This is a genomic window from Modestobacter roseus (assembly GCF_007994135.1).
In the GTDB taxonomy this organism is placed as follows: domain Bacteria; phylum Actinomycetota; class Actinomycetes; order Mycobacteriales; family Geodermatophilaceae; genus Modestobacter; species Modestobacter roseus.
On sequence record NZ_VLKF01000001.1, the window covers coordinates 1934801 to 1961060 of the forward strand.

Genomic DNA, 26260 nt, shown 5'->3' on the forward strand with positions numbered 1-26260 from the left:
CCGTCAGACGGAGGTGGCCATCGGGCCACCGAGCCAGGCGACCGCGTCCCCCAGGGCGGCCATCAGGTCGAACGCGCGACCGCCCCGGTCGGCGTACACGCGGTGCAGGTTGAGCACGAGGCGCTCGGCGTCGGCCCAGGCGCCGAACTCGCCGAGGTCGGCGTCCCGGGCCGTCTCCAGCGGCGTCCGCCCGGCGGCGAGTCCCTGTTCGCCCAGGGCGAGCACGAGCCGGTAGTAGCGGCGGTGCTCGTCCAGCACCCGGTCGACGTCGCCCCCTGTCAGCACCGGGCCGTGCCCCGGGACGACGACCTCCGGGTCCAGGGCGGCGAGCCAGTCGACTGCGGCCAGCGCGCCGGGCACCGAGCCCATGAACACCAGCGGCGTCAGCCCGGCGAACACCAGGTCCCCCGCGAAGAGCACCCGCTCGTCGGGGAGCCAGGCGATGAGGTCGCCGGTCGTGTGCGCCGGGCCGCCGGGGTGCCGCAGCTGCACCGCCCGTCCGCCGACGTGCACGGTCGTCGCGGCGGTGACAGCGACGTCGGGCAGCCGACGCTGCACCGGCCCCCAGTCCGGCACGGGCGCCCAGAACGGCGGGCAGCCGTCGATCACCGGATCGACGCGCAACCCCTCGCGCATCGCCTCGTGGCCGAGGAGCACCGTGGCGGTCGGGAGCAGGCTGTTGCCGTACGTGTGGTCACCGTGCTGGTGGGTGTTGACCGCGAGCCGCACCGGGGCGCCGTCCGTCGCGCGATCCACGGCGCTCAGGAAGCGGGACGTCCGCTCGGCGGTCGCGCAGGTGTCGACCACCAGCACCGCGCCGTCCCCGACCACGGCGCCGGCGTTGTTGATCCACCAGGACCCGTCCGGCTGCACCCAGGCCTGCGTGCCCGGCCGCACCTCGACCAGGCGCGCCGTGTCGGGCGCGGCCGCCGGGTCCCGGCGCGCCGAGGCGCTCATGCGGCGAGGTTGGCCGCGACCAGGGCCAGGACGGCGTCGAAGCTGCCGGGCGGGGTGGGCGGCAGCACCGGCACGGCCGCCCGCACCCTCGCCAGCACCTGGTCGGCGGAGACATCCGCGTCCGCCAGGAGGCGGGGCAGGTCGACCCCGGTCATCACGCCGTCCCGCTTCACCGCCCGGCCGGCCACGAGCACCGTGCGCACGTCGGATGTGCTGGTCTGGAAGAGCAGCGTGCCGGCGGCGTCGACGTGCGGGTGCTGCGAGGTGCCCGGGCCACCGACGACGATCAGGTCGGCCTGCTTCCCCGGCGTCAGGCTGCCGATGCGGTGCCCCAGGCCGATCGCCTCGGCGGCGTTGACCGTCGCCCAGCGCAGCGCCTCGACGGCGGTGGTCGTCACCCGCTCCGGGTCCCGGCCGGCGAGGTTGTCGGCCTCGGTGTCGGCCCATCGCTTGAACCCGAGCCCCTGCCGCAGCTGGCTGAACAGGTCGCCGCTGTTGAGCGAGATGATGTCGCAGGACAGGGTGGGGGCCAGGCCGTGCCGCTCGCAGGCGGCGAAGACGGGCCGGCCCATGCCCATGTTGAGCTCGGTCTCGACCGAGATGGACACCTTGGCCCCCGCGCGGGCCAGCAGCTGCCACTCCTCGTCGGACAGCGTGTTGCAGTGCACGTGCACCTGGTCGGGGCCGAGCAGCCCAGCAGCGTCCAGCTCACGGATGCCGCTGGGCATGCTCCAGACGCAGCCGGTGTGGGCCACGATCAAGGCCTGGCGTTCGCGGGCGGCGCGCACCTCCGCGGCGGTGGCCGACAGCGGCACCAGGCCCATCTCGTTGAGCGCCACCCCGAGGGTGAGCAGCCCCGAGTCGGAGGAGAAGTGGGTCTCGGCGATCCGGGCGAAGTCGGCCAGCCGGGCACCGTGGTCAGGGAAGTGCTGCGGTGCCATCGGGCTGCTGTCGAAGAAGCCGTAGCCGAACACCGCACGGATGCCGGCGTCGCGCAGCCCGGTCACGGCGGCGTCGCCGTGGTCGGGGGTGTTGTTGCAGTGCGAGAAGTCGAGGATCGTCGTGACCCCGGACTCCAACGCGTCCACGGCGCCCAGCAGGTTCCCCAGGTGCACGTCGGCGGCGGTGTAGGCCGGCGAGACCGCCAGCCGGATGCCGTAGAAGTAGTCCGCGAGGACCCAGTCCGCGCACAGCGCCCGCAGCTGCGTCTGCCAGGTGTGCCGGTGGGTGTCGATCAGCCCGGGGGCGATGATGTGCCCGGTCGCGTCGATGAGCTCCGCGTCGACCTCACCCAGGTCGGGCGCCACGGCGGTGATGACGCCGTCCTCGACGAGCACGTCACCCGAGGGCAGCTCGCCGATGGCCGGGTCCATCGACAGGACGTGCCCGCCGCGGACGAGTGTGCGCTGAACAGTCATGGAGTGCTCCGAACGACGCCGGTGTCGCACGGCCGGGTGGCCGTCGTGCGCCCACTCGACCAGCGCTCGGCGGTGCGATCATCAACCGGATCCGTTGCGATCAGACGAGCAGCCCGGTGCCCGTCAGCCGGCGGACCGCTGCTGCCGCCCGCCGGAACGCGACCACCTCAGGGCGTCGGTCACCGCTGCGCACGGACACCGCGACCTCCACGGCGGGCCCGTCCACCGGGACGAAGCGCACATCCGGCCGCGGGTAGTAGTCCGCCGCCGCTGCCCCGTGGACGCAGACGCGCCCGCTGATCGCGACCGCGGTGGGGATCGCGGAGGGCTGCCGGACGGCGGGTGCGCCTCGCTCCGCGGCACCGCCCACCCAGGCCCGGAGCGACGGCTCCCGGCTGGCCACCTCCACCCAGTGACAGTCGGCCAGGTCCCCTGCGGTCAGCCGGGCGGCATCAGCCATCGCCGAGGTGGCCGGCACGACGGCCACCCGCGGCGAGGACAGCACCGGCTCGAACTCCAGCCCGTCGATCTCACCGACGTGCTGCACGAGCCCCACGTCCACCCGGCCGCGGCGCACCGTGTCGTACTGGTCGGCCAGGTCCAGCTCGTGGTGCTCGAGGACGATGGCCGGCAGCTGGTCGTGGACCGCGCCCCGCAGCGCCCCCCACCGGTCCCCGGCGCCGAAGCCGAGGACCCCGACCCGGAGGGGTCCCCCGCCGCCCGAGGGCCGCTCCGCGGTCTGGTCGTACAGGGCGTCCACCTCGGCCAGCACCACGCGGACCTGTGCGACGAACCGCTCCCCCGCCGGCGTGATGGCGACCCGTCGGCTGGTCCGGTCGAACAGCCGCGCGCCGACCTCCCTCTCCAGCCGCTGCACGTGCTGGCCGAACGGCTGGGCCGCGATGAAGTGACGGCGTGCGGCCCGACCGAAGTGCAGTTCCTCGGCGAGCGTCACCACGTACCGCAGGGTGCGGATGTCCATCAGCTCTCCACCCGTCGACGCACCGGCCTCGATGCCGGATCGCACCTGCACCGAGGCTAAGGGCACTGAGCCACGTGCGACGCGGTGTCGTACCCCACGAACCGGGTGGACTGAGGTCCGGGCGGTCCCATCGGCCGCAGCTGCTGCCGCGAGGGGGCAATAGCCTCACCGTCATGCGTGCTGTGCAGATCATCCGCTTCGGCGGCCCTGAGGTCCTGGACGTCGTGGACCTCCCCGATCCCAACCCGGCGGACGGCGAGGTGCTCTACGAGGTCAGCTCCTCAGGGGTCAACTTCGCCGACACCCACCAGACGGAGAACAGCTACCTCGCCCCGCAGGAGCTGCCGCTGGTCCCCGGCGCGGAGTTCGTCGGCACCCCGGCCGGCGGCGGCCAGCGGGTGGTCGGGCTGCTGGCCGGCGGCGGCTACGCCCAGCGGGTCGCGGCAAACCCCCGGCTGACCTGGCCGGTGCCCGACGGGGTCACCGACGAGCAGGCCCTCGCCGTCGTTCTGCAGGGCGCCACCGCCTGGCACCTGCTGCGCACCTCGACCCACCTCTCCCCCGGTGAGTCCGTCGTCGTCATCGCCGGCGCAGGCGGCGTGGGCACCCTGGCGATCCAGCTCGCCAAGCACTGGGGCGCCGGCCGGGTCATCGCCACCGCCTCCAGCCCGGAGAAGCGCGCGCTGGCCGAGTCCCTCGGCGCCGACGCCACCGTCGACCCGGCGCTGGCCGAGGACGACCCGAAGACCTTCACCGCCGCCCTGCGCGAGGCCAACGGCGGGCAGCGGGTCGACGTCGTCCTGGAGATGACCGGCGGCAACGTCTTCGACGGGGCCTTCTCCGCGCTCGCCCCGTTCGGCCGGCTCGCCGCCTACGGCACCGCGGGCCGGGTGCCGCCGAAGCCGGTGAACCCGCAGTCGCTGATGGGCACCAGCCGGGCGGTCATCGGCTTCTGGCTGGCGCACTGCATGACCCGCCCGCAGATGATGGACGAGGCGATGACCGACCTGCTCCCGCTCGTCGCCGACGGCACGGTGCGCCCGGTCAGCGGCGGCCGGTACCCGCTGACCGCCGTCCGCGAGGCCCACCAGGACCTGCTGGCCCGCCGCACCACCGGCAAGCTCGTCCTCGACCCGGCCCGGTGACTCCCGAGGCATAGGAACCTCTGCACCCGGTTTCCGCGCGAGAACCGGGTGCAAAGGCTCCTGTGCCTGGGTGGGACGGGCGCTACAGCAGGCGGTTGGTCCAGAGCAGCGAGCCGACGACGCCGAGGAGGGCGAACAGCAGCCCGCCGCGGACGAACCACGGGCTGACGTCCTGCAGCTCGGTCGTGTAACCGATCTGGCTGCCCAGGTCCTCGTACACCGCCTCCAGCTCCTCCGCGCTGGCCGCCTGGCTGTAGTCACCGCCGGTCTCGTCGGCGATCTGCTCCAGCGTCGCGCGGTCGACCGGCACCGGCACCACCTCGCCGTTGAGGTCGAGGGTGCCGTAGTCGGTGCCGAAGGCGATGGTGGAGACCGGCACCTCGGCGGCGTTGGCGGCGTCGATCGCCTGGGTCTCGTCGCGGCCCATGGTGCTGTAGCCGTCGGACAGCAGGACGATCCGCGCCGGCGGCACGGACACGCCCTCGGACTCCAGCGACGCCTGGTAGTTGGTGATCGCGGTCAGCGAGGTGAAGACGGCGTCACCGATCGCGGTCGCCTCGGCCAGCTCCAGGTTGTCGATCGCCGTGCGCACCGCGCCGCGGTCGGTGGTCGGGGTGACCAGCGTGCTCGCGGTACCCGCGAAGGCGACCAGCCCGAGGTTGATCCGCTCGGGCAGCACGTCGACGAACTCCTTGGCCGCGGTCTGCATCGCCTGGAACCGGTCGGGCTCGACGTCGGTGGCGCGCATCGACAGCGACACGTCGACCGCCATCACCACCGTCGCCCGCTCCCGCGGCACCCGCACCTCGGTGCTGGGCTGGGCCAGGGAGAACACCAGCACGCCGAGCCCCAGGGCGACCAGCCCGAAGGCGACGTGCCGCCGCCACCCGGGCCGCTTGGGCACCAGCGTGCCGAGCAGCGCGACGTTGGTGAACCGGGCGGCGTACCGCGCCCGGCGCAGCTGCAGCACCACGTACAAGCCGACGACGGCGAGCACGGCCAGCAGGGCGAGCAGCCACAACGGCGACTGCAGGGTCATCGGGATGCTCCTCCGGAGCCGGCGCGCCGGCGGTCGGCGACGAAACGGACGACGTCGGCCAGCCAGTCGCGGTCGGTGCGCAGCCGCAGGTGCGCCGCCCCCGTCCGGCGCAGCGCGGCCGCGATCTCGGCGCGCTGGGCGGCCGCGCCCTCGGCGAAGCGGCGGCGGAACTCCGCGTCGCCGGTGGGCACCTCCAGGGTGCGCCCGCTCTCCGGGTCGACGACGGTGAGCAGCCCCACGTCGGTCAGCTCCAGCTCCCGCGGGTCGACGACCTCGACGGCGAGCAGCTCGTGCCGCGCGGACAGCCCGCGCAACGGCCGCTCCCAGTCGGCGTCGCCCCGCACGTCCGAACCCAGGAAGTCGGAGACCACCACGACCAGCCCGCGGCGGCGCTGCGGCCGGCGCAGCAGCTCCAACGCCGCGGCCAGGTCACCGCGGCGCCCACCGGAGGCGCGCGGAGTCGCGACCACCGCGCGCAGCAGCCGGTCGGCGGCCAGCCGCCCCGGTGCCGCCGGGTAGCGGTCGACCCGCTCCCCGGTGGTCACGACCGCGCCGAGCCGGTTGCCGCCGCGCACGGTCAGGTGGCTGACCGCCGACAGCGCGGCGATGGCCAGGTCGCGCTTCTCGCACTGCCCGGTGCCGAAGTCCAGGCTGGCCGACAGGTCGACCACCGCCCAGGTCTCCAGCTCGCGGTCGGCGATGGTCTCCCGCACGTGCGGCACCTGGGTGCGTGCGGTGACCGGCCAGTCCATCCGCCGGACGTCGTCGCCGGGGTGGTAGCTGCGGGAGTCGCCCGCCTCGCTGCCCGAGCCGGGCACCAGGCCCAGGTGGTCACCCTGCAGCAGTCCGTCGAGCCGCCGGCGCACGGTGAGCTCCAGCCGCCGCAGCAGCACCTCGGAGTTGCCGCTGCCGAAGTGGGGTGGTGCGCCGCCGTCCGGCCGCGGCGGAGGGACGCTGGTCACCCGCGCTGCGGCCCGGTGCCGTCGGGCCGTTCACCCTGCGCCGCGGTCGAGCCGGTGCCCTGCCCCTGCTGGCCGTGGCCGTTGGTCGGCTGACCCCACGGCTGCGGCTGCGGCTGCGGCTGCGGCTGCGGCTGCGGCTGCGGCTGACCCCAGCCCTGCGGACCGGGCTGCTGCTGGGACTGGGGGTGCGGCTGGCCCCAGCCGGGCGGCGGGCCCTGCGGCTGACCGGCCGGCCCGAAGCCCGGGACCATCGGCCCGCCGGGCACGCCGGGTCCGAAGCCACCCGTCCGCTGCCGGGGGGTGACCTGCGGCAGCGGCACGCTCTCCACGATCCGCCGCACCACGTGGTCGGCCGGCACGCCGTCGGCCAGCGCGTCGTAGGAGAGCACCAGCCGGTGGCGCAGCACGTCACCGGTGACGTCGAGGACGTCCTGCGGCAGCACGTAGTCCCGCCCCCGGATCAGCGCGAGCGCGCGGCTGGCGCCGATGAGGCCCAGCGACGCGCGTGGGCTGGCGCCGTAGGACACCCAGCCGGCGACGTCGGGCATGCCGTGCTCGTCCGGGGCGCGGGTGGCCACCACCAGCCGGACGACGTAGTCGACCAGCGCGTGGTGGACGAACACCTCCGAGGCGGTCCGCTGCAGCCGCCGGACGTCGTCGGGGTCGAGCACCCGCTCGGCGACCGGCGGGACCGAGCCCATCCGGTAGATGATCTCCCGCTCCTCCTCCGGGCTCGGGTAGTCGACGAGCACCTTGAGCAGGAAGCGGTCGCGCTGGGCCTCGGGCAGCGGGTAGACGCCCTCGTTCTCGATCGGGTTCTGGGTGGCGAGCACCAGGAACGGGTCGGGCAGCTTGTGGGTGACCCCGCCGATCGACACCTGCCGCTCGGCCATGACCTCCAGCAGCGCCGACTGCACCTTGGCCGGCGCCCGGTTGATCTCGTCGGCCAGCACGAAGTTGGCGAACACCGGGCCGAGCTCGGTGTCGAAGGAGTCCTGCCCCGCCTTGTAGATCCGGGTGCCGATGATGTCGGCCGGCACCAGGTCGGGGGTGAACTGCAGCCGGGCGAAGTGCCCGCCGACGACGGTCGCGAGGGTCTCGACCGCCAGGGTCTTGGCCACCCCGGGCACGCCCTCGAGCAGCACGTGCCCGCGGGCCAGGAGCCCGACCAGCATCCGCTCGACCAGCCGGTCCTGGCCGACGATCACGCGCTTGATCTCGAAGAGCGCCCGCTCGAGCCGGGCGGCGTCGACGGCGGGCGGGGTGGGCTGCTGCTGGGCGGGCGCGCTGCTGGCGGCGGTCACCGGGCCAGTGTCCTACAACCAGCTGTGCGAGTCCCGGCACGCACCGGACGCCCGGGGTCGACGGCGCAGTGGAGAGACTGCCTCAGCGCTCACGGTGCTGCTAGCCTGACCCACGCGTCGGGCAGCTCCCCCCGTGGCTGCCCGACGCCCTTTCGCGTCCGGCCCCGGCCCCGCTCAGCCGGCCGGCCGCACCGCGCCGAAGTACGTCGAGCTCGACGTCCGCGCCGTGGAGACCTTCACGAACGAACCGCTGGTCGGCGCCTCGATCATCTGACCGTCGCCCAGGTAGATGGCCACGTGCACGATGTCCAGGTAGTTCGGGTTGGCGCTGCCGTCGTCCCAGAAGAGCAGGTCGCCCCGCTGCAGATCGCCCTTCGCCACGGTCTTGCCGCGGTTGAGCCAGTACTGGTCACGGCTGGTGCCGCCGATCCGGATGCCGGCCTGGGCGTAGGCGTACTGCGTCAGCCCCGAGCAGTCGAAGCCCCAGACGCTGGTGTCCGGCGAGATGCCGAAGCTGGGACCGTTGCTGCCGCCACCACCCCAGGAGTAGGGCACCCCGCGCTGGCTCATCGCCGCGGCGATGGCGGTCTCCACGGTCGAGCGCGACGGGTTGCCGACGGTGGTCACCGGCGGCGGCGCGGGGGCGGCCACGGGGGCCGGCCGGGACGACGAGCCACCGGACGACGAGCCGCCGGACGACGAACCACCGGAGGAGCTCCCACCGGAGGACGCCGGCGGGGCCGCGGGGCTCCGCGGCGCCGCGGCCGCCGCGCGGGCAGCGGCGTCACGCTGGGCCTGCACCTGGGCCTGGGCCTGGGCTGCGGCGCGGTCGTCCTGCAGCCCGGTGAGGGTCTGCTGGGCCGCACTGAGCTGCTGCTCGACGGCGTCCTGCTGCTCGGTCAGCGCGGCGGCCTGCGCCCGGGCGGCGATCTCCTGCTGCTGGGCCCCGGCGAGCAGGGTCGCGGCCTCCTGCTGCAGCCCGTCGGCCTCGCCGAGGGTCTGCTGGGCGACGGTGTCGGCCGCGGCGGACTGCTCCTGCAGCACGGTGAGCTGGGCGACGACGTCGGTGCGGTGCTCGCCGACCGCGTCGAGCAGCGCGGCCCGCTCCAGCAGCTGCGCCGGCCCGCCGGAGGACAGCAGGGCGCGGGTGCCGGAGCTGGTGCTGCCCTGGATGTAGCTGGCCCGGGCGAAGGCGGCGACCTCGGCCTCGCCCTGCGCCAGCGCGGCAACCGCCCGGGCCGCCTCGGCCGCGGCGGCGTCGGCGTCGGCGCGGGCCTGCTCGTAGGCGGCCTGCGCCTCCTCGTAGTCCTGCAGCGCGATCTGCGCCGCGGCGGACGCGGCGGCTGCCGCGGACTCGGCCTGGGCGAGCTGGGCGGTGATCGCCCCCACCTCGGCGGCGGCGTCCTGCCGCGCGCGCTCGGCGGCGCTGATCTGCGCGTCGGTCGGCGCGGCCGAAGCCGGCGCCGGGGCGACCAGCAGGCACACGGTCACCGCGGCGGCGATCCCGAGGGTGCGCGGCACCCGTCGTCGTCCACCCGTGCTGAGCTGCGTACGCACCGACCCGACTCCTCGCGTTGCCCGGCACCACGGATCGGCGCCGGTCTCGACCAGTCCAGGCACACCCGGGCGGGTGTGCTCTCGACCGGGTCATCGACCGGATCGGGTGAACGCCTTGAGCTCGCCGGGGTCCTCTCCCCCTACGGGGTGAGGCGCCGCCGACAGGTGCCGTGCTGGAACGGCCGTCGCGAACGACCGCCGTCCTCCCGCACCAGAAGGCGTCCCCCTGCACCGGCTTCCGCGCGGGGGGACGCCTTTCGATCAGGGAACCTGATCGAAGGCCGGGGCGACGGGGTCCTTCCTCAGTGGACCTTGCGGTCCTGCCCCTCCCAGAACGCCTCGCGGAGCTTGAACTTCTGCACCTTCCCGGTGGCGGTGCGCGGGATGGCCGGGCGGAACTCCACCCGCTTGGGTGCCTTGTAGCCGGCCAGCCGGGCACGGCAGTGCGCGATGATCTCGCCCTCGGTGGTCTCCGCGCCCTCGGCGAGCACCACCAGGGCGGTGACCATCTCGCCCCACTTCTCGTCGGGCACCCCGATCACCGCGACCTCGGCCACCGCGGGGTGGCTGAAGACGGCGTCCTCCACCTCGATGGAGGAGACGTTCTCCCCGCCGGTGATGATCACGTCCTTCTTCCGGTCGGAGATGGTCAGCACCCCCTCGGCGTCGACCGTGCCGCCGTCCCCGGTGTGGAACCAGCCGCCGTCCAGCGCATCGGCCGAGGCCTGCGGGTTCGCCCAATAGCCGGCCAGCACGGTGTTGCCCCGCGCCAGCACCTCGCCGCTCTCGCTGGTGGTGATCCGGGTGCCCAGCGCCGGCGCCCCGGCCCGGGACAGCGCCCGGGCACGCTCCTCGGGGTCCAGGCCGTCGTACTCGGCGCGGGGCCGGTTGACCGTGAGCAGCGGGGAGGTCTCGGTGAGGCCGTAGATCTGGTTGAACTGCCAGCCCAGCTCCTCCTCGACCCGGGCGATGGTCCGGGACGGCGGCGGTGCGCCCGCGACGACGATCCGCACCTGGTCGCGCCCGGGCACCGGGCCGTCCCACTCGGCGGCCGCGTCGAGCACCGCGTTCCACACCGCCGGTGCCCCGGCCATCAGGGTGACGCCGTGCTCCTCGACGCGGCGGAGGATCTCCGCGCCGTCGACCTTGCGCAGCACCACCTGGGTGCCGCCCAGTCCGGCCACCGTGTAGAGCAGGCCCCAGCCGTTGCAGTGGAACATCGGCAGCGTGTGCAGGTAGACGTCGCGATCGCTGACCTGCATGTGCATGCCGAACGTGACCGCGTTGAGCCAGACGTTGCGGTGGGTCAGCTGCACGCCCTTGGGCCGCGCCGTCGTCCCGCTGGTGTAGTTGATCGTGGCGGTGGCGTCCTCGTCGGGCTCGGCCCAGGGGCGCGGCTCGGCGTCCGGTCGCAGCAGCCCGGTGTCGTAGTCCTCGCCGAGCACGAACCGGTGCCGCGCTCCCACGCCGTCCAGGGTGGGGGCGAGCTCGGGGTCGACCAGCAGCACCTCGGCGCCGCTGTGCTCGACGATGTAGCGCACCTCCTCGGCCTGCAGCCGGAAGTTGACCGGCACCAGCACGCGCCCGGAGGACGGGACGGCGTAGAGCAGCTCCAGCAGCCGGGCGGAGTTGTGGCTGACCACCGCCACCCGCTCGCCCTCCCCCACGCCGAGCGCGTCGAGGCCGGCCTGGACGGCGCGGGCGCGGCGGGCCAGCTCGCGGTGGGTGGTCGGTCCCAGCGACGGCGCCGGCTGGGCCGGCTCGTCGACGACGCCGATCCGGTCGCCGTAGACGAGCTCGGCGCGGTCGAGGAAGTCACGGGTGGTCAAGGGCACGCGCATGGCGGCTCCCGGTGCCGGGGCCGGCTGCACTGCCGGCCGCTGACGTGGTCCCCGTCACGCTAGCGGGGTGCACGGGGGGACGCCGCACCTCGGCGTCCCCCCGTGCTCAACCGGCCGCCGGCCCGCCGACCGCGGTTGCACCGGCCGGACGGCGCAGGCTCTCCTCCAGCCCGGCGAGCGGGAAGTGGCAGGCGACCTGGTGTGCGGGGCGCAGCTCCCGCAGCTGCGGCGCCTCGTCCGCGCAGCGCTGCTCCGCCTTCGGGCAGCGGGTGCGGAACCGGCACCCGCTGGGCGGGTCGATCGGCGACGGCGGCTCCCCGGGCAGCACCGTCGGCCGGTGCGCCCGGCCGGTGGCGGCGTCGACCCGCGGGATCGAGTCCAGCAGCGCCGCCGTGTAGGGGTGCAGCGGCTCCCGGTACATCTGCTCGGCCGGCCCCACCTCGGCCAGCTGCCCCAGGTACATCACCGCCACCCGGTCGCTGACCTGCTTCACCAGGGCCAGGTCGTGGCTGATGAACAGGTAGGCGAGGTCCAGCTCCCGGCGCAGCTTCTCGAACAGGTTGAGCACCTGCGCCTGGATGAGCACGTCGAGGGAGGAGACCGCCTCGTCGCAGATGACCAGCGCCGGGTTCAGCGCGATCGCGCGGGCGATCGCCACCCGCTGGGCCTGACCACCGGAGAGCTCGTGCGGCCGGCGCCGGCCGTACGAGGTGGGGTCGAGGCCGACCAGGTCCAGCAGCTCCGCCACCCGGGCGCGCCGCCAGTCGGCGTTGCCCGCGCCGTAGCCGATCATCGGCTCCTCGACCAGCTCGGTGACCCGCCAGCGCGGGTTCAGCGAGCCGAACGGGTCCTGGTAGACCATCTGCATCTGCCGGCGGGCGTCCTTGAGGTCGCCCCGCTTGAGCGTCATCAGGTCCTGGCCCTGGAACTCCACGGTGCCCGACTTGGGCCGGGGCGCCTGGATCACCGACCGGGCCAGCGTCGACTTCCCCGAGCCGGTCTCCCCCACCACGCCGAGGGTCTCCCCGGCGCAGATGTCGAAGGACACGTTCGACACCGCGTGGACGACGCCGCCCTTGACCCCGCCCGCGGCCCGGACCGGGAACTCCTGCACCAGGTCCCGGGCGCGCAGCAGCGGCGCCTTGCCGCGCACCGCCTCGCCCTCCACGCGCTCGTCGACGGCGGTCATCGCTGCTCCCCGATCTCGGTGGCACGGTTGTCGGTGGCACGGTTGCCGGCCGCACGGTCCTCGGTGCCGCAGGGGTGCCAGCACGCGTACGAGTGCTCCGGCTCGTGCTCGAGGAGGGCGGGCTCCTCCAGGCACGTGTCGGTGGCGTTGGCGCAGCGCGGCCGGAAGGGGCAGCCCTTCGGCAGCGCGGCGAGGTCCGGCGGCTGACCCGGGGTGACCGGCAGCAGCGAGTGCGGCTCCCGCTCCAGCGCGGGGATCGCCCCGAGGAGCGCCCGGGTGTAGGGCATCCGCACGTTGGCGAACAGGGTGCGGGTGGGCGCGTGCTCCACCGCCCGGCCGGCGTACATGACCACGACGTCCTGGGCGTAGCTGGCCGCCAGGCCCAGGTCGTGACTGATCATGATCACGGCCATGCCGAGCCGCTCCTGCAGCTCGACGAGCAGGTCCATGATCTGCGCCTGGGTGGTGACGTCGAGCGCCGTGGTCGCCTCGTCCGCGATCAGCAGCCGCGGTTCGCCGGCGAGGGCGATCGCGATCATCACCCGCTGCCGCATGCCGCCCGACAGCTGGTGCGGGTACTCGTGGAAGCGCCGCTCGGGCGCCGGCAGCCGCACCAGCCGGAGCAGCTCGATGGCCCGGGCGTGGGCGCCCTTCTTGTCCAGGTCGCTGTGCGCCCGGATCGCCTCGGTGATCTGCAGGCCGATCTTCATCGTCGGGTTCAGCGACCGCGCCGGGTCCTGGAACACCATGGCGATGTCACCGCCGCGCAGCTTGCGCAGCTCCCCCTCGGAGAGCCCGAGCAGCTCCCGGCCGTCGAAGCGGATCGACCCGGTGATCTGCGCGGTGGGCGGCAGCAGGCCCATCAGCGCCCGGGAGCTGACGCTCTTGCCGGAGCCGGACTCCCCGATGATCGCCATCATCCGGCCGGGCACCAGCTCGTAGGACAACCCGTTGACCGCCCGCACGCACCGGCCACCGCGGGTGAACTGCACCCGCAGGTCCGTCACCTGCAGCAACGGCTCCCCCGGCACCGGGTCCGGGCGGCCGAGCGCGCCGGAGGCCGACGCACCGGGACGCGAGGCCCCGCGGTCGGAGTCGATCACCCCCGCCGTCACGTGGGTGTCCGCGACCCCGAGGGCCGCCGTCCGCTCGCCGCTCATCGACCGCTCCATCGCGCCCGGAGGTTCTCCCCGAGCAGGTTGAAGGACAGGACGGTGACCAACAGCGCCAGGCTGGGCCAGACCACGAGCATCGGCGTCGCGGAGAGGCTGAGCTGGCCGTCGGCCACCATGTTGCCCCAGCTGGGAGCCGGGGCCGGGATGCCCAGACCGAGGAAGCTCAGCGCGCCCTCGATGATGATCACGATGCCCATGCCGAGCATCGCGAAGGTGATCAGCTGCGGGGCGATGTTGGGCGCCAGGTGCTTGAACAGCACCCGCCACCCCGGCGTCCCCGCCAGCTGGGCCGCCGCCATGAACGGCTGCTCGCGCAGCCGCAGCACCGCCGAGCGGGCCACCCGGGCCACGGCCGGGATGCTGAAGAAGGTCAGCGCGAAGATCGTGTTGACCATGCTGGGGCCGAGCGCCTGCGCCACCGCGAGGGTGAGCACCAGCGACGGGAAGGCGATCAGCACGTCGAGCACCCGCATGATCACGGTGTCCACGACGCCGCCGACGTAGCCCGACAGCGCACCGAGCGTGCCGCCGACGACCAGGCCGAGCAGGTTGACCGTGGTGGCGATCAGCAGCGACGCCCGGCCACCGTGCAACAGCCGGGACAGGATGTCGTTGCCGTTCGGGTCGGTGCCGAGCAGGTGCCCCGGGGAACCGGCCGGCAGGTAGCTCTCCAGCACGCTCCCGCCCACCGGACGGGGCAGGCCGAGCAGCAGCGGCCCGAGGAAGCAGGCCACCACGATGAACGCGATCATCCCCGCGGGGATCCAGGTGCCCAGGTTGGCCGGGCGGCGTCGCCGGCCGGCCTCGACCTGCTCCAGGTCGACGTCCGGGCCGACGGCGGACGCGGCCGCCGGTTCAACGACTGTCATGGCGGATCCTCGGGTCCAGGACGACGTACAGCAGGTCGACGACGAGGTTCGCGATCACCGCGACCAGCGCGAAGATCACGACCGCGGCCTGCACGACGACGACGTCACGGGTGTTGATGGCCTGCAGCAGCATCTGGCCGATGCCCGGCAGCGCGAAGATCTGCTCGATGATCACGGTGCCGCCGATCAGCGCGCCGAGGTTCAGGCCGACGACGGTGATCAGGCCGAACGACGAGTTGCGGAACGCGTGCCTGATCAGCACCTGCCACGGCCCGATGCCCTTGGCGCGGGCGGTGGTGACGTACTCCTCCTGCTGCATCTGGTCGACCAGGTCGCCCCGCAGGAAGCGCGCGTAGAAGCAGAACAGCGGGATGCCGATCGCCGCCGAGGGCAGGATCAGCGGCTTCAGGTTGGCCCACAGCCCGTCCTCCAGCGGCACGAACCCGATCGCCGGCAGGGCGCCGAGCTGCACGGCGAACACCAGCACCAGGAGCAGCGCCAGCACGTAGTTGGCCACCGAGAGCCCCATGGTGCTGACGAACATGCTGACCCGGTCCAGCAGGCCGTTGGGCTTGTAGGCGGCCAGCAGCGCCACCGGGATCGCCAGCGCCAGCGACACCACGAACGCCAGCAGGACCAGTTCTCCGGTCACCGGCAGCCGGTTGGCGAGCAGGTCGCCGACCGGCTGGCGGCTGACGATCGAGTTGCCCAGGTCGCCGGTGAGCGCGCCGCCCAGCCAGTCCAGGTAGCGGGAGACGCCGGACTCGTTGAGTCCGAGCTGCTCCTCCAGCTGGGCGATGTCCTCGGGTGTGGCCTCGGGGCCGAGCAGCTGCTGGGCCGCGTTGCCGGGGATCAGGCTGAGCACCCAGAACGCCAGGATGGTGACGCCCAGCATGATCGGGATCGCCATCAACAGCCGCTTGACCACCAGCCGGAGCACCGGCGAGCTGGTCGCCCGGCTGAGCGGGGAGACCCGCGGGTCCCGGGCGACCGGGACCCGCGGGCTGGTGGTGGCCGTGGTCACTGCTCCTGCCAGACCTCGTCCCAGATGACCCCGGCGTTGACCAGGATCGGCGGGATCTTGGTGGTGATGCCCGGCCCGTACACGCCCTGCGCCGAGAGGTTGGCGGGGGCGAAGGCCAGACCGAACGGTGCGTAGAAGTTCTCCGCGATGAGCTCACCGGCCTGCCGGTAGAGGTCTTCCCGCTCGCCCTCGTCGACCGTGGCGGCCGCGTCGTTCAGCAGCTGGTCCAGCTCCGGGTCGTTCACCCCGCTGTAGGGGACGCCGGAGGCGAAGCGGAAGCCGACGCCGACACCGGCGGCCGGGTCCCAGGCGCCGGCGGTCTGCAGCATCGCCTGCCACTGCCCGCCGGTGAACTCCTGGATGACGCCGGAGAGCTGGTAGTCGTTGATCTCCACGTCGATCCCGGCCTCCTCCCACTGCGTCTGCAGGGCGGTGTTGATCTGGGTGGCGACGTAGTTGCTGATCGTGCCGAGCCGGACGGTCAGCCCGCCGAGCTCGTCCACCAGCTCCTTGGCCCGGTCGAGGTCGTACTCCGGGTAGCCCTCGATCTCCGGCTGGTGGAACTTGCCGCCGGGGCCGGTGAAGCTCTGGCTCACGTCGTACTTGCCGCCGAAGATGCCCTCGTTGATCGCCTCGAAGTCGGTGGCCCGGTAGATGGCCTCCCGCGCCCGGACGTCGTCGAAGGGGGCGATCGCGGTGTTCAGCTGGATGACGTACGGCGACGTCGCCGGCTGGATCGTGACCTGCATCTGGCCACTGGACTGCGCCTGGTCGAGCAGCGGGGTGGTGTTCAGGCCCTCGTACACCTGGGCCTGACCGGCCTGCAGCGCCTGGTAGGCGGGCTGGTCACCGCCGATGGACTGGAAGGTGAGCCCGTCCAGGTAGGGCAGGCCCTCCTTGAAGTAGTTCTCGTTCTTCTCCAGCTCGAGCTTGGAGCTCAGCTGGTTGGAGACGACGGTGAACGGGCCGGCGCCGACCGGGTTGATGGCGAAGTCGTCCTCGCCCTGCGCCTCGACCGCGGCGGGGCTGGCGATCCAGTTCACGTTGCTGGCCGGGAAGGAGGCGAGGATCGCCGGGTAGGGGCGGGTGAACGTCAGCCGGATGGTCAGCGGGTCGAGCACCTCGATGCCGTTCTCGGCCAGCGGCCAGGTCGGCTTGCAGGTGCAGGGGTTCGAGAGGTCGCGCTCCCAGTTCCAGCGCACGGCCTCGGCGTCCAGCGGCGTGCCGTCGCTGAACTCGATGCCCTCGCGGAGCGTCACCGTGAACTGGGTGCCGTCCTCGGAGATCTCGTAGCTCTCCGCCTGGTTGGGGGTGACCTCGGCGTTGCTGCCGTCGTCGTCCGCCGTCAGCAGGAACAGCCCACCGAAGATCGCCTGGTTCATGGCGATGTTCGAGCCACCCGTGGTGTTGGTGGCCGGGTCCAGTCCGGCCGGCCAGGAGCCGGCGAAGGCTGCGTCCTCCAGGACGGTGATCTCGCCACCGCTCACCGGGTCACCGGCCGGGGCTGCGCTCCCACCGGCCGCTGGGGTGGAACCGCCGTCACCGCCACCACAGGCCGTGACCAGCATCAGGGCCGCGGCGACCGGGGCCAGTCTCATCATTCGTCTCACGTGGGTGCTCCCGCTTCAGAAGGCGTCGTTGGCTGCGCGGATCCGGCGGATCGCCGGTGAGCCTCGGTGCTGCGTGCAGCAGGCCGGGCCTAGTGACCGGGCTCACTGCGTTGGACCCAATCTCCCGTGGCGGGGGCCACACGAGGCCCGCCGCTTCCGTCGTACGGGAGAGAAACTGCCCCCCTCGGCGACCGCTCCGGAGCAGGATCACGAGGGGGTCACGAGGGGGTCACGAGACGGTCGACGACGAGGTCGCGGCGTGGCCACGGACCGCCTCCTCGGGCGCCACGACGAGGCGCCGGCGGGGGTTGAGCCGCACGACCTGACGGTGAGCCGCGCCGTGGCACGGCTCCCCGTCGGGTGCAGCGGGTCAACCCGGTCAGCGGCGCCGCCACGGACCGGAGCCAGCCGTGGAACGCACCGGGCCCCGTCCGCGGGTGGCGGACGGGGCCCGGCAGGCTCGGGGGCAGGGGAGGCGGCTCAGGGGTGGTCGATCCCCAGCCAGCGGAACGCGTTGCCGCTCATCACGTCGGCGAGGTCCTCGGGCGGCAGGTCCAGCGTGCGCAGGGTGCGCCCGGCCGGGTCCTCACGCAGCATCGCCGGGAAGTCCGAGCCGACCAGCAACCGGTCGGCACCGAGGTAGTCGACGAGGAACCGCAGCGCGCGGCGGTCGAAGACCATCGAGTCGTACCAGAACCGGCGGGCCAGCTCGACCGGCGAGGGCCCGTCGTCGTGCATCACCGCGCGGGTCAGGTCGACCGGCTCCTCGTTCCACGAGCCACCCCAGAAGTACTGGGCCCGCGGCAGCATCAGCGGGAACCCACCGGCCGCGTGGCTGAACGAGATGCGCAGGTCCGGGCAGGCCTTCGCCGTCCCCCCGGTCACCATCGAGCCGGCCGCGAAGGCGCCCTCCACGCCGACGACGTAGGTGCCCATCGCCGACATGGGCAGCCGCTCCGACGGGCTGGGCATGGCGTGCACGAACACCGACAGGCCCAGCCGCTCGACCTCGGTGAAGAAGGGCAGGAACTGCTCGTGGCCGATCGACTTCCCCAGCACGTTGGAGGCGATCTCCACCCCCAGCAGCCCCTGGTCCTTGATCGCCTTGAGCTCGGCGGTGGCGGCGTCGGGGTCCTGCATCGGCACCATGCCCAGCCCCTTGAGCCGGTCCGGCACGGCAGCGCAGAGCTGGGCGGTGGCCTCGTTCACCCAGCGGGCCAGGGACAGCCCGTCGCCGGCGGGGAGGTCGTACTTCAGCAGCGGCGGCATCGGGCTGAGCACCTCGACGTCCACCCCGGAGGCGTCCTGCTCCTGGATGCGCCGCTCGGCGTCGAAGAAGGCGTCCCGGGCGGTGAAGCGCATCGCGCCGAAGACCAGGGTGCGCGCGGTGTCGCCGTCGACCGGCTCCATCCGGGGGAAGCACTCCGGGGCGTCGGCCGGGTAGTCGCGGGGCAGCAGGTGGGCGTGCGCGTCGACGAGCACGGGTGCCTCCTCAGGCGGAGAGGTTGGGGTGGACCGACACGTGCACCGGGAGCTCCCCCGGCACCTCGCCGGCGAGGGTCTCGATGGCCAGGGCGGTGTCGTCGAGGCCGAAGGTGTGGGTGTGCAGCTTCTCCAGCGGGAAGCGGCCGGACTCGATCAGCGCGATCGCGGCCTCCTGGCCGGCGAAGTCGACGCCGAACGCGCCCTTGACGACCAGCCCGCGGTTGATGATCAGGTCGGTGCTCAGCGGGATCTCCCGGCCGCCCTTCAGCCCGGCGAGCACCACGGTGCCGCCGAACCGGGCGACCTTGAGCGCGTCGGTGACCGGGCCGGCGGCCATCGGGGTGAGCTCCAGGACGACGTCGGCCAGCTCGCCGTCGGTGATCTCCCGGACCCGCTCGACGACGTCCTCGCCGTCCTCCCCCACCACGACGGTGTGGTCGGCGCCGAACTCCCGGGCGAGCGCGAGCTTGTGCTCGTCGGCGGCCAGGCCGGTGACGATGACCGTCCCGGCACCGGCGGCCTTGGCCGCGATCACCGAGGCGATGCCGCGCTGGCCGGCGCCGAGCACCACGACGGTGTCCCCGAGGCCGATGCCGCCCAGGTGCACGGCCCAGCGGACGCCGGCGCCCAGCGGGTTGAACATGACCGCGATCTCCGCGGGGATGGTCGCGTCGATCTTGTGCAGCACGGAGTTCGGCGTCAGGTAGAGGTGCTCGGCGAAGCCGCCGAACAGGCTGGGCTCGACGTCCACCCCGGTGACCCCGTGCCCGAGCGTCCGGTTCGGGCAGGCCTGGTAGTGCCCGGTGAGGCACTTCGCGCAGGCCCGGCAGGGGACGATGACCTCCAGCGCGACCCGGTCGCCGACCTGCACGCCCCACCGCTCGGCCGCGCGGTCACCGATCTCCTCGACGATCCCCATCGGCTCGTGGCCGGGGACGAAGTCGCCGCGGCTCATCGACATGTGGCCCTTGTAGGTCTCCACGTCGCTGCCGCAGATGCCGTTGGCCTCCACGCGCAGCAGCCCGTCGTCGGCGCCGATCCGCGGTCGGGGGAAGTCCCGCAGCTCCATCTTGCGGGGCCCGGTCTGGACCATCGCGCGCACGCTGTCGCTCATCGCTCTCCTCGAGCTCTGGCCGGCGCGCGGACGCGCCGGGTCGCCGGTGCCGCCCGGCAGCAGCCGGGCGGCACCGGACGTGGGTGTCCGGCGCGGGGTCAGTCGTGGACGATGACGCCGCGGATGTTCTTGCCGTCGTTGAGGTCCTGGTAGGCCTGGTTGACCTCGTCGAGGGCGTAGGTGCGGGTGACCAGCTCGTCGAGCTTGAGGTCACCGGCGCGGTAGAGGCCCAGCAGCTTCGGGATGTCGTAGAGCGGGTTGCAGTCGCCGAACAGCGCGCCGCGGACCTGGCGCTGGTAGCCGATGAGCGCGCCGGCGTGGAAGTGCACGGCCTTCTCGGTCAGCTTGCCGACGCCGGTGATGGTCACCTTGCCGCCCTTGCCGGTCATCTGGACCGCGGAGTTGACGATCTCCTCGGTGACGACGCCCGGGGTGAGGATGGCGTGGTCGGCCAGCTGGCCCCACGTCGTCTCCACCACGAAGTCGTGCGCCTCCTTCGCCGAGGCGAAGGCGTGCGTGGCGCCGAAGACGGTCGCCATCTCCCGCTTGAACTCCACCGGGTCGACGACGACGACGTTCTTGGCGCCGGCGTACCGGGCGCCCTGCACGGCGTTGCTGCCCACGCCGCCGGAGCCGAAGACGACGACGGTGTCCCCGGGCTTGACGCCGGCGGCGTAGACCGCCGAGCCCCAGCCGGTGGGCACACCGCAGCCGACCAGGCTGGCGACCTCGAAGGGGATGTCGTCGGCCAGCGGCACGACCGCCCACTCCGAGACCACCGCGTACTGCGAGAAGGTGCCCAGCGAGCAGAAGCCGCCCAGGTCCTCGTCGCCCAGGTGGAACCGGAACGTGCCGTCGAGGAACATGCCGCTGCCGGCGTTGAGGCCCTTGACGCACATGTTCTGGTGGCCGGTCGAGCAGGGCCGGCAGGCCCCGCAGGCGGGGATGTAGGAGCAGATCACCCGGTCGCCGGGCTTGACCCGGCGGACGTCGGGGCCGACCGACTCGACGACCCCGGCGCCCTCGTGGCCGCCGACCATCGGGAAGCGCACCGGGGCGTCGCCCTGGGTGATGTGGTCGTCGGAGTGGCACAGCCCGGAGGCGGCGAACTTGACCCGGACCTCGTGGGCCTTGGGGTCGTCCAGCTGCAGGTCGACCATCTCCCAGCCGATGTGCGGCCCGCGGGCGATGGCGGCGTGCGTGGTGATGCTCATCGGGATGCCTCCCTGGAGGGGTGGACTGGGGCGGGGCGGGCGGGGCCGGAGAGGCAGAGGTCAGACACCGGTGCCGCGCAGCGAGACGGTCTTGACCTGGGTGTAGTCCAGGACGGCGTCGGCGCCCATGGTGCGGCCGAAGCCACTGCGCTTGTAGCCGCCGAAGGGGCCGCCGATGACGCCGGCGCCGAGCGCGGCGTTGACCGCCACCTGGCCGGCCTGCAGGCCGCGGGCGAACCGGACGGCCTGGCCGACGTCGTTGGTCCACACCGAGGCGACCAGGCCGTAGTCGGTGCCGTTGGCGACCGCGAGGGCCTCGGCCTCGTCGGCGACGGGGGTGACCCCGAGGACCGGGCCGAAGATCTCCTCCTGGTGGATCCGCATCGCCGGGTCGACGTTGTCGAACAGCGTCGGCTCGACGAAGAACCCGCGCTCGTACTGCTCGCCGGACGGGCGGCCACCGCCCAGCACGAGGTCGGCGCCCTCCTCCTGGCCCAGCTGCATGTACTTCAGCACCCGCTCGTGCTGCTTGCCGTTGATCAGCGGGCCCATGTTGACCTGCTCGTACCAGGGGCCGACCTTGACCTTCGACATCTGCTCGGCCAGGCGCTGCACGACCTCGGCGTGGATCGAGCGCTCGACCACCACGCGCGAGCCGGCGGCGCAGATCTGGCCGGTGTTCATCGTGATGCCCATGGCGATCGCCGGGATGGCGGCGTCCAGGTCGGCGCCGGCCAGGATGACCTGCGGGGACTTGCCGCCCAGCTCCAGGTGCAGCGGGGTGAGGTTCTGCGCGCACGCGGCCATCACCAGGGCACCGGTGTCCGGCGAGCCGGTGAAGCTCATCCGCCGGATCCGCGGGTGCGCCGGGATCGCGGCGCCGGCCTCGTGGCCGTAGCCGGTGACCACGTTGACCACGCCCGGCGGGATGCCCGCCTCCAGCGCCAGCTTGGCCAGCGCCAGCGCGGTCAGCGGGGCGTCCTCGGCCGGCTTGATCACGATGGTGTTGCCGGCGGCGATCGCCGGGCCGACGTCGTTGACGAACATCGGCGCAGGGGCGTTCCACGGGATGACCGCGCCCACCACGCCGTAGGGCTCGCGCAGGGTGAGCCCGATGGCGTCGGGGGTGTAGGTGGGCAGGGTGACGCCCTGCACCTTGTCCGCCTGGCCGGCGATGAAGTTCAGGATCCGGGACATCGGCGGCGGGCCCCAGCTGGGCCGGCCGACCTCCTGGGACTCCAGCTGGTCCAGCTCGGTCGCGTGCTGGTCGATCAGCTGGGCCCAGCGGGTGATCAGCGCACCGCGGGCGGTGGCGTTGGTGTCCCGCCAGGCGGGGAAGGCGGCCTCGGCCGCGCGCACGGCGGCGTCGACGTCGTCGGCACCGCCGCGCGGGACCCGGCCGAGCACCTCACCGGTGGCGGGGTTGATCACGTCGATGGTCTGCCCGCCCGCGGCGGGGACCCAGTCGCCGCCGATCAGCTGGGCGTCGTCGATGAGCAGGGGCGAGCCGGCCTGCGGGCCGGGAGGGGCGATCGTCATGTCCGGTTCCTTCAGTGCTCGTGGATGATCACGCCGCGGATGTTCTTGCCGTCCAACATGTCCTGGTAGCCCTGGTTGACCTCGTCGAGGCGGTAGGTGCGGGTGATCAGCTCGTCGAGCTTCAGGTCACCGGACCGGTAGAGGCTGAGCAGGCGGGGGACGTCGAACAGCGGGTTGCAGGCGCCGAAGATCGCGCCCTGGATGCGCCGCTGATAGCCGATGAAGACGCCGGGGTGCTCGTTCACCCAGCCGTTGCCGACCGCGGTGACGGTGACCTGGCCGGCCTTGCCGACGACCTGCAGCGCGTCGGCGATGACCTCGTCGTGCAGCACGCCGACGGTGATGATCGCGTGGTCGGCGAGCTCCCCCCAGGTGACCTCGTTGACGAACTCCTGGGCCTCCTTCGCCGTGGCGAAGGTGTGCGTGGCGCCGAAGACGGTGGCCATCTCGCGCTTGAACTCCACCGGGTCGACGACGACCACGCGCTGCGCGCCGGCGTACCGGGCGCCCTGCACCGCGTTGCTGCCCACCCCACCCGCGCCGTAGACGACGACGGTCTCGCCGGCGCGCACCCCGGCGGCGTGCACCGCGCTGCCCCAGCCGGTCGGCACACCGCAGCCGACGAGGGAGGCGACCTCGAAGGGGATGTCCTCGGGGATCGGGATGACGCTGAACTCGCTGACGACGGCGCGCTCGGAGAAGGTGCCCAGCACGCAGAGGCCGCCGAAGTCCTCCCCGTTCTGGTGGAAGCGGAACGTGCCGTCGGGGAACTGCCCGGTGGAGGCGTTCTTGCCCTCGTCGCAGAGGTTCTGCCGGGCGGTGGAGCAGTAGCGGCACTTGCCGCAGGCGGGGATGAAGGAGCAGACCACGTGGTCGCCCACCTTGACCCGGGTGACGCCCTCACCGACGGCCTCGACGATGCCCGCGCCCTCGTGGCCACCGACCACGGGGAAGCGCATCTGCGCGTCGCCCTTCTGGATGTGGTCGTCGGAGTGGCACATCCCCGCGGCCATGAACTTGATCCGGACCTCGTTGGCGTGGGGCTCGTCGAGCTCGAGCTCGGTGATCTCCCACGGCTTGCCCGGCTCCCGACAGACCGCGGCGCGTGTGGTCATGCTCATCTGGGGCCCCTTCCGTGCTGACGACTGGTGGTACGGGCGCTGGCCGGGGGGCGAGAGCCTCGCTGGCACCCCGGGGCGAGACCCGGAGCCGAGAGCGACCCTGCCGCCGCGGACGTGGCGTGGGCCACACGTCATTCCGACCGGCGGAAGACGAGCCGGGTGGACCCCGGTCCGGGTCCCGAGGCGGTCGAGGCCCTGCCTTCCCCCGGGTGGAATCCGTCTTCTCGGGTACTGCGGGGCGTCCATACGTTCGACGACGTCCGGGTGACCCTCGACACATCGCCGTCCCGCCTCCGGCGCGGGCCCGCCGTCGGGATGCGCACCAGTGCACGAGCCAGCGCTACCACCGGGGACTGGCGTGAGAAGGGGACACGGCGTGATCGACAAGTTCCGCGAGGACGTGTTGTCCGTGGTCGACAGGGTGCCGTCGGGTGCGTCGATAGCGGTCGGCGGTTTCGGCAGCTCCGGTCGCCCGGACCTGCTCCTGGACGCCCTCTGCGAGCTGGACAAGCGTGACCTGCACGTCTACGTGAACAACGTGGGCCACGACTTCACCGGCGTCGGGCGGCTGCTGCACGAGGGCCGGCTGCGCCGGGTGACGGCGTCCTTCCCGATCCTGCAGGAGTTCTACGACGAGTACTTCGTCGGCAAGGTGGAGCTGGAGCTGGTGCCGCAGGGCACCCTGGCCGAGCGGATGCGGGCCGGCGGCTCGGGCATCCCGGCGTTCTTCACCCCGTCCGGGGCCGGGACGATGCTCGCCGACGGCACCTTCACCCTGCGCTACTCCCCCGACGGCGGGGTCGCCGAGCACGTGCCGGCCAAGGAGCACCGCCTGATCGACGGGCGCGAGTACGTGCTGGAGACCGGCATCGTCGCCGACTTCGGGATGGTCAAGGCCCACTCCGGCGACCGCAAGGGCAACCTGCGCTTCCGGCTGTCGGCGCGGAACTTCAACCCGCTGGCCGGGATGTCGGGCCGGCACACCTTCGCCGAGGTCGACCGGATGGTCGAGGTCGACGAGCTGCACCCCGACGACGTCCACCTGCCCGGCGTCTTCGTCGACGACGTGCTGCTGACCAGCCCCGCCCGCACCACCACCCCCGACGACAGCCGGCTGATCGCGAGGACCCGCTCATGACCGCCACGCAGACCCCGCCGGTGACCGGCCGCACCCGCGAGGGCATCGCCGAGCGCCTGGCGCAGGACCTGCAGGACGGCTACGTGGTCAACCTCGGCGTCGGCATCCCGCTGGCCGTGCCGAAGTTCATCCCGGCGGGTGTGGAGGTGGTGCTGCACGCGGAGAACGGGGTGCTGGGCCTCGGCCCGGCCCCCGAGGGCGAGGGCGACGTCGACCTCACCGACGCGGGCAAGCAGCCGATCACGCTGATGAGCGGGGCGGCGATCACCGACTCGGCGATGTCCTTCGCGATGATCCGCGGCGGCCACCTCGACGTGACCGTGCTCGGGGCGCTGCAGGTGTCCGCCGCCGGCGACCTGGCCAACTGGTACGTGCCCGGCCGCAACCCCGCCGTCGGCGGTGCCATGGACCTCGTCGCCGGCACCCCGCAGGTGTGGGTGACGATGGAGCACTGCGACCGCACGGGCCGCTCGAAGGTCGTGCCCGAGTGCACGATGCCGCTCACCGGCAGGGCGTGCGTCACGCGCGTCTACACCGACCTGGCGGTCTTCCACGTCGTCGACGGCACCCTGCGGCTGGTGGAGTGCGCCCCCGGCGTCACCCCCGCCGACGTCCGCGCCCACACCGAGGCGCCCTACACGGAGGACCTGCGCTCGTGACCTGGAGCTCGCGCATCGACCTGGACCGGATCACCGCCATCGACGTGCACACCCACGTGCACCGGTCGGTCTCCGCCCCGCCCCCGGCCGGCAGCAACGCCGACGACATGGGCGCCTACTTCGGCATCGGGTCCATGCCGCAGTACACGCTGCCCGAGCTCGCCCAGTACTACCGGGAACGGGACATGGCCTGCGTCGCCTTCGGCGTGGACAGCATCTCCCAGACCGGCGACGAGCTGGTGCCCACCAACGAGGAGGTCGCCGAGCTCGCCGCCGAGCACGCCGACGTCGTCATCCCCTTCGCCAGCATCGACCCCGCCCGGGGCGCCGCCGGCGTCCGCCAGGCCCGCCGGCTGATCACCGACCACGGGGTGCGGGGGTTCAAGTTCCACCCCAACACCCAGGGGTTCCACCCCAACGACCGGAAGGCCTACCCGCTGTACGAGGTGATCGCCGAGCACGGGCTGATCGCGCTGTTCCACACCGGCCAGACCGGGGTGGGCGCCGGCACGCCCGGCGGGGGCGGCATCCGGCTGAAGTACTCCAACCCGATGGACGTCGACGACGTCGCCGTCGACTTCCCGGACATGGACATCATCCTGGCCCACCCGTCCTTCCCCTGGCAGGACGAGGCGCTGGCGGTGGCCATGCACAAGCCGCGGGTGCACATCGACCTCTCCGGCTGGTCGCCGAAGTACTTCCCGCCGCAGCTGGTCCGGTACGCGAACAGCCTGCTCAAGAACAAGGTGCTGTTCGGCTCGGACTTCCCGGTGATCACCCCCGAGCGGTGGATGAAGGACGCGGAGACCATCGGCCTGAAGGACGAGGTCAAGCCGCTGATCTACAAGTCCAACGCCGCACGGCTGCTCGGGCTGCTCCCGCCCGGACGCTGACCCCTCCTCCCACAGACAGGACACA

22 protein-coding genes are annotated in these 26260 nt (G+C 73.1%); 4 read left to right on the forward strand and 18 right to left on the reverse strand.

The window, feature by feature from the left end:
* Nucleotides 1-3 precede the first annotated feature (3 nt).
* From JD78_RS09255 to JD78_RS09265, 3 genes are all read right to left on the reverse strand, one after another.
* Nucleotides 4-957: an MBL fold metallo-hydrolase gene (locus JD78_RS09255; protein ID WP_153356284.1), complete on the reverse strand. Its 954-nt coding sequence runs from the start codon at nt 955-957 to the stop codon at nt 4-6.
* On the reverse strand, nt 954-2375 hold the full coding sequence (locus tag JD78_RS09260; RefSeq protein ID WP_153356281.1) for an amidohydrolase family protein: 1422 nt from the start codon (nt 2373-2375) through the stop codon (nt 954-956). Before JD78_RS09260 ends, JD78_RS09255 begins: the two co-directional genes overlap by 4 nt.
* 100 nt (nt 2376-2475) lie before the next feature.
* Entirely contained in the window at nt 2476-3402 is a 927-nt protein-coding gene (locus JD78_RS09265; RefSeq protein ID WP_208104062.1) for a LysR family transcriptional regulator, read from the reverse strand.
* 128 nt (nt 3403-3530) lie between these two features.
* Here JD78_RS09265 and JD78_RS09270 point away from each other — a divergent pair, with 128 nt between their 5' ends.
* Nucleotides 3531-4502, forward strand: a complete 972-nt coding sequence (locus JD78_RS09270) for a quinone oxidoreductase family protein (RefSeq protein WP_153356274.1) — start codon at nt 3531-3533, stop codon at nt 4500-4502.
* Between the two features lie 82 nt (nt 4503-4584).
* On the opposite strand, the gene JD78_RS09275 is transcribed toward JD78_RS09270, so the two are convergent.
* The 15 genes from JD78_RS09275 to JD78_RS09345 all read right to left on the reverse strand — a co-directional run bounded on the left by JD78_RS09275 (nt 4585) and on the right by JD78_RS09345 (nt 23545).
* Nucleotides 4585-5541, reverse strand: a complete 957-nt coding sequence (locus tag JD78_RS09275; protein ID WP_153356271.1) for a VWA domain-containing protein — start codon at nt 5539-5541, stop codon at nt 4585-4587.
* On the reverse strand, nt 5538-6503 hold the full coding sequence (locus JD78_RS09280; RefSeq protein WP_153356268.1) for a DUF58 domain-containing protein: 966 nt from the start codon (nt 6501-6503) through the stop codon (nt 5538-5540). Before JD78_RS09280 ends, JD78_RS09275 begins: the two co-directional genes overlap by 4 nt.
* Complete coding sequence (locus tag JD78_RS09285; RefSeq protein WP_153356265.1) at nt 6500-7807, reverse strand: AAA family ATPase; 1308 nt, start codon at nt 7805-7807, stop codon at nt 6500-6502. Before JD78_RS09285 ends, JD78_RS09280 begins: the two co-directional genes overlap by 4 nt.
* Before the next feature lie 174 nt (nt 7808-7981).
* Nucleotides 7982-9364 carry a C40 family peptidase gene (locus JD78_RS09290; protein ID WP_228394881.1) on the reverse strand — a complete coding sequence of 461 codons (1383 nt, stop codon included), beginning with the start codon at nt 9362-9364 and terminating at the stop codon, nt 7982-7984.
* Between the two features lie 302 nt (nt 9365-9666).
* The gene (locus JD78_RS09295) at nt 9667-11205 is read right to left on the reverse strand and encodes an AMP-binding protein (RefSeq protein ID WP_153356262.1); all 1539 of its coding nucleotides are present in this window, start codon (nt 11203-11205) and stop codon (nt 9667-9669) included.
* A 106-nt stretch (nt 11206-11311) separates the two neighbouring features.
* Entirely contained in the window at nt 11312-12394 is a 1083-nt protein-coding gene (locus JD78_RS09300) for an ABC transporter ATP-binding protein (RefSeq protein ID WP_153356259.1), read from the reverse strand.
* The gene (locus JD78_RS09305) at nt 12391-13554 is read right to left on the reverse strand and encodes an ABC transporter ATP-binding protein (protein ID WP_153356256.1); all 1164 of its coding nucleotides are present in this window, start codon (nt 13552-13554) and stop codon (nt 12391-12393) included. The genes JD78_RS09300 and JD78_RS09305 overlap by 4 nt, the downstream gene beginning before the upstream one ends.
* Nucleotides 13551-14438, reverse strand: coding sequence for an ABC transporter permease (locus JD78_RS09310; protein WP_153356253.1), 888 nt, complete (start codon nt 14436-14438; stop codon nt 13551-13553). Before JD78_RS09310 ends, JD78_RS09305 begins: the two co-directional genes overlap by 4 nt.
* A complete protein-coding gene (locus JD78_RS09315; RefSeq protein ID WP_153356250.1) occupies nt 14425-15462 on the reverse strand; it encodes an ABC transporter permease in 1038 nt (345 codons plus the stop codon). Before JD78_RS09315 ends, JD78_RS09310 begins: the two co-directional genes overlap by 14 nt.
* Entirely contained in the window at nt 15459-16949 is a 1491-nt protein-coding gene (locus JD78_RS09320; RefSeq protein WP_228394880.1) for an ABC transporter substrate-binding protein, read from the reverse strand. Before JD78_RS09320 ends, JD78_RS09315 begins: the two co-directional genes overlap by 4 nt.
* A gap of 603 nt (nt 16950-17552) precedes the next feature.
* On the reverse strand, nt 17553-18554 hold the full coding sequence (locus JD78_RS09325; RefSeq protein WP_153356244.1) for an amidohydrolase family protein: 1002 nt from the start codon (nt 18552-18554) through the stop codon (nt 17553-17555).
* 10 nt (nt 18555-18564) lie between these two features.
* Complete coding sequence (locus JD78_RS09330; protein ID WP_153356241.1) at nt 18565-19671, reverse strand: zinc-dependent alcohol dehydrogenase; 1107 nt, start codon at nt 19669-19671, stop codon at nt 18565-18567.
* Between the two features lie 98 nt (nt 19672-19769).
* Nucleotides 19770-20885 (reverse strand): NDMA-dependent alcohol dehydrogenase, encoded by a 1116-nt coding sequence (locus JD78_RS09335; RefSeq protein ID WP_153356238.1) that lies wholly within the window; start codon nt 20883-20885, stop codon nt 19770-19772.
* Nucleotides 20886-20945: 60 nt separating this feature from the next.
* Nucleotides 20946-22424, reverse strand: coding sequence for an aldehyde dehydrogenase family protein (locus tag JD78_RS09340; RefSeq protein ID WP_153356235.1), 1479 nt, complete (start codon nt 22422-22424; stop codon nt 20946-20948).
* Between the two features lie 11 nt (nt 22425-22435).
* Complete coding sequence (locus JD78_RS09345; RefSeq protein ID WP_153356232.1) at nt 22436-23545, reverse strand: NDMA-dependent alcohol dehydrogenase; 1110 nt, start codon at nt 23543-23545, stop codon at nt 22436-22438.
* A gap of 376 nt (nt 23546-23921) precedes the next feature.
* Here JD78_RS09345 and JD78_RS09350 point away from each other — a divergent pair, with 376 nt between their 5' ends.
* From JD78_RS09350 to JD78_RS09360, 3 genes are read left to right on the forward strand one after another with little or no spacing between them, the layout of a single operon-like run.
* Nucleotides 23922-24683 carry a CoA transferase subunit A gene (locus tag JD78_RS09350; protein WP_153356229.1) on the forward strand — a complete coding sequence of 254 codons (762 nt, stop codon included), beginning with the start codon at nt 23922-23924 and terminating at the stop codon, nt 24681-24683.
* Nucleotides 24680-25342, forward strand: coding sequence for a 3-oxoacid CoA-transferase subunit B (locus JD78_RS09355; protein WP_153356225.1), 663 nt, complete (start codon nt 24680-24682; stop codon nt 25340-25342). The genes JD78_RS09350 and JD78_RS09355 overlap by 4 nt, the downstream gene beginning before the upstream one ends.
* Nucleotides 25339-26235 carry an amidohydrolase family protein gene (locus JD78_RS09360; RefSeq protein WP_279526836.1) on the forward strand — a complete coding sequence of 299 codons (897 nt, stop codon included), beginning with the start codon at nt 25339-25341 and terminating at the stop codon, nt 26233-26235. Before JD78_RS09355 ends, JD78_RS09360 begins: the two co-directional genes overlap by 4 nt.
* Nucleotides 26236-26260: the final 25 nt, after the last annotated feature.

Bases quoted from the DNA above. Each gene is read 5' to 3' on its own strand.
- JD78_RS09300 (WP_153356259.1), bottom strand. From the start codon at position 12,394: ATGACCGCCGTCGACGAGCGCGTGGAGGGCGAGGCGGTGCGCGGCAAG.
- JD78_RS09270 (WP_153356274.1), top strand. From the start codon at position 3,531: ATGCGTGCTGTGCAGATCATCCGCTTCGGCGGCCCTGAGGTCCTGGAC.
- JD78_RS09260 (WP_153356281.1), bottom strand. From the start codon at position 2,375: ATGACTGTTCAGCGCACACTCGTCCGCGGCGGGCACGTCCTGTCGATG.
- JD78_RS09330 (WP_153356241.1), bottom strand. From the start codon at position 19,671: ATGAGCGACAGCGTGCGCGCGATGGTCCAGACCGGGCCCCGCAAGATG.
- JD78_RS09295 (WP_153356262.1), bottom strand. From the start codon at position 11,205: ATGCGCGTGCCCTTGACCACCCGTGACTTCCTCGACCGCGCCGAGCTC.
- JD78_RS09305 (WP_153356256.1), bottom strand. From the start codon at position 13,554: ATGAGCGGCGAGCGGACGGCGGCCCTCGGGGTCGCGGACACCCACGTG.
- JD78_RS09340 (WP_153356235.1), bottom strand. From the start codon at position 22,424: ATGACGATCGCCCCTCCCGGCCCGCAGGCCGGCTCGCCCCTGCTCATC.
- JD78_RS09355 (WP_153356225.1), top strand. From the start codon at position 24,680: ATGACCGCCACGCAGACCCCGCCGGTGACCGGCCGCACCCGCGAGGGC.
- JD78_RS09335 (WP_153356238.1), bottom strand. From the start codon at position 20,885: ATGAGCATCACCACGCACGCCGCCATCGCCCGCGGGCCGCACATCGGC.
- JD78_RS09345 (WP_153356232.1), bottom strand. From the start codon at position 23,545: ATGAGCATGACCACACGCGCCGCGGTCTGTCGGGAGCCGGGCAAGCCG.
- JD78_RS09310 (WP_153356253.1), bottom strand. From the start codon at position 14,438: ATGACAGTCGTTGAACCGGCGGCCGCGTCCGCCGTCGGCCCGGACGTC.
- JD78_RS09255 (WP_153356284.1), bottom strand. From the start codon at position 957: ATGAGCGCCTCGGCGCGCCGGGACCCGGCGGCCGCGCCCGACACGGCG.
- JD78_RS09275 (WP_153356271.1), bottom strand. From the start codon at position 5,541: ATGACCCTGCAGTCGCCGTTGTGGCTGCTCGCCCTGCTGGCCGTGCTC.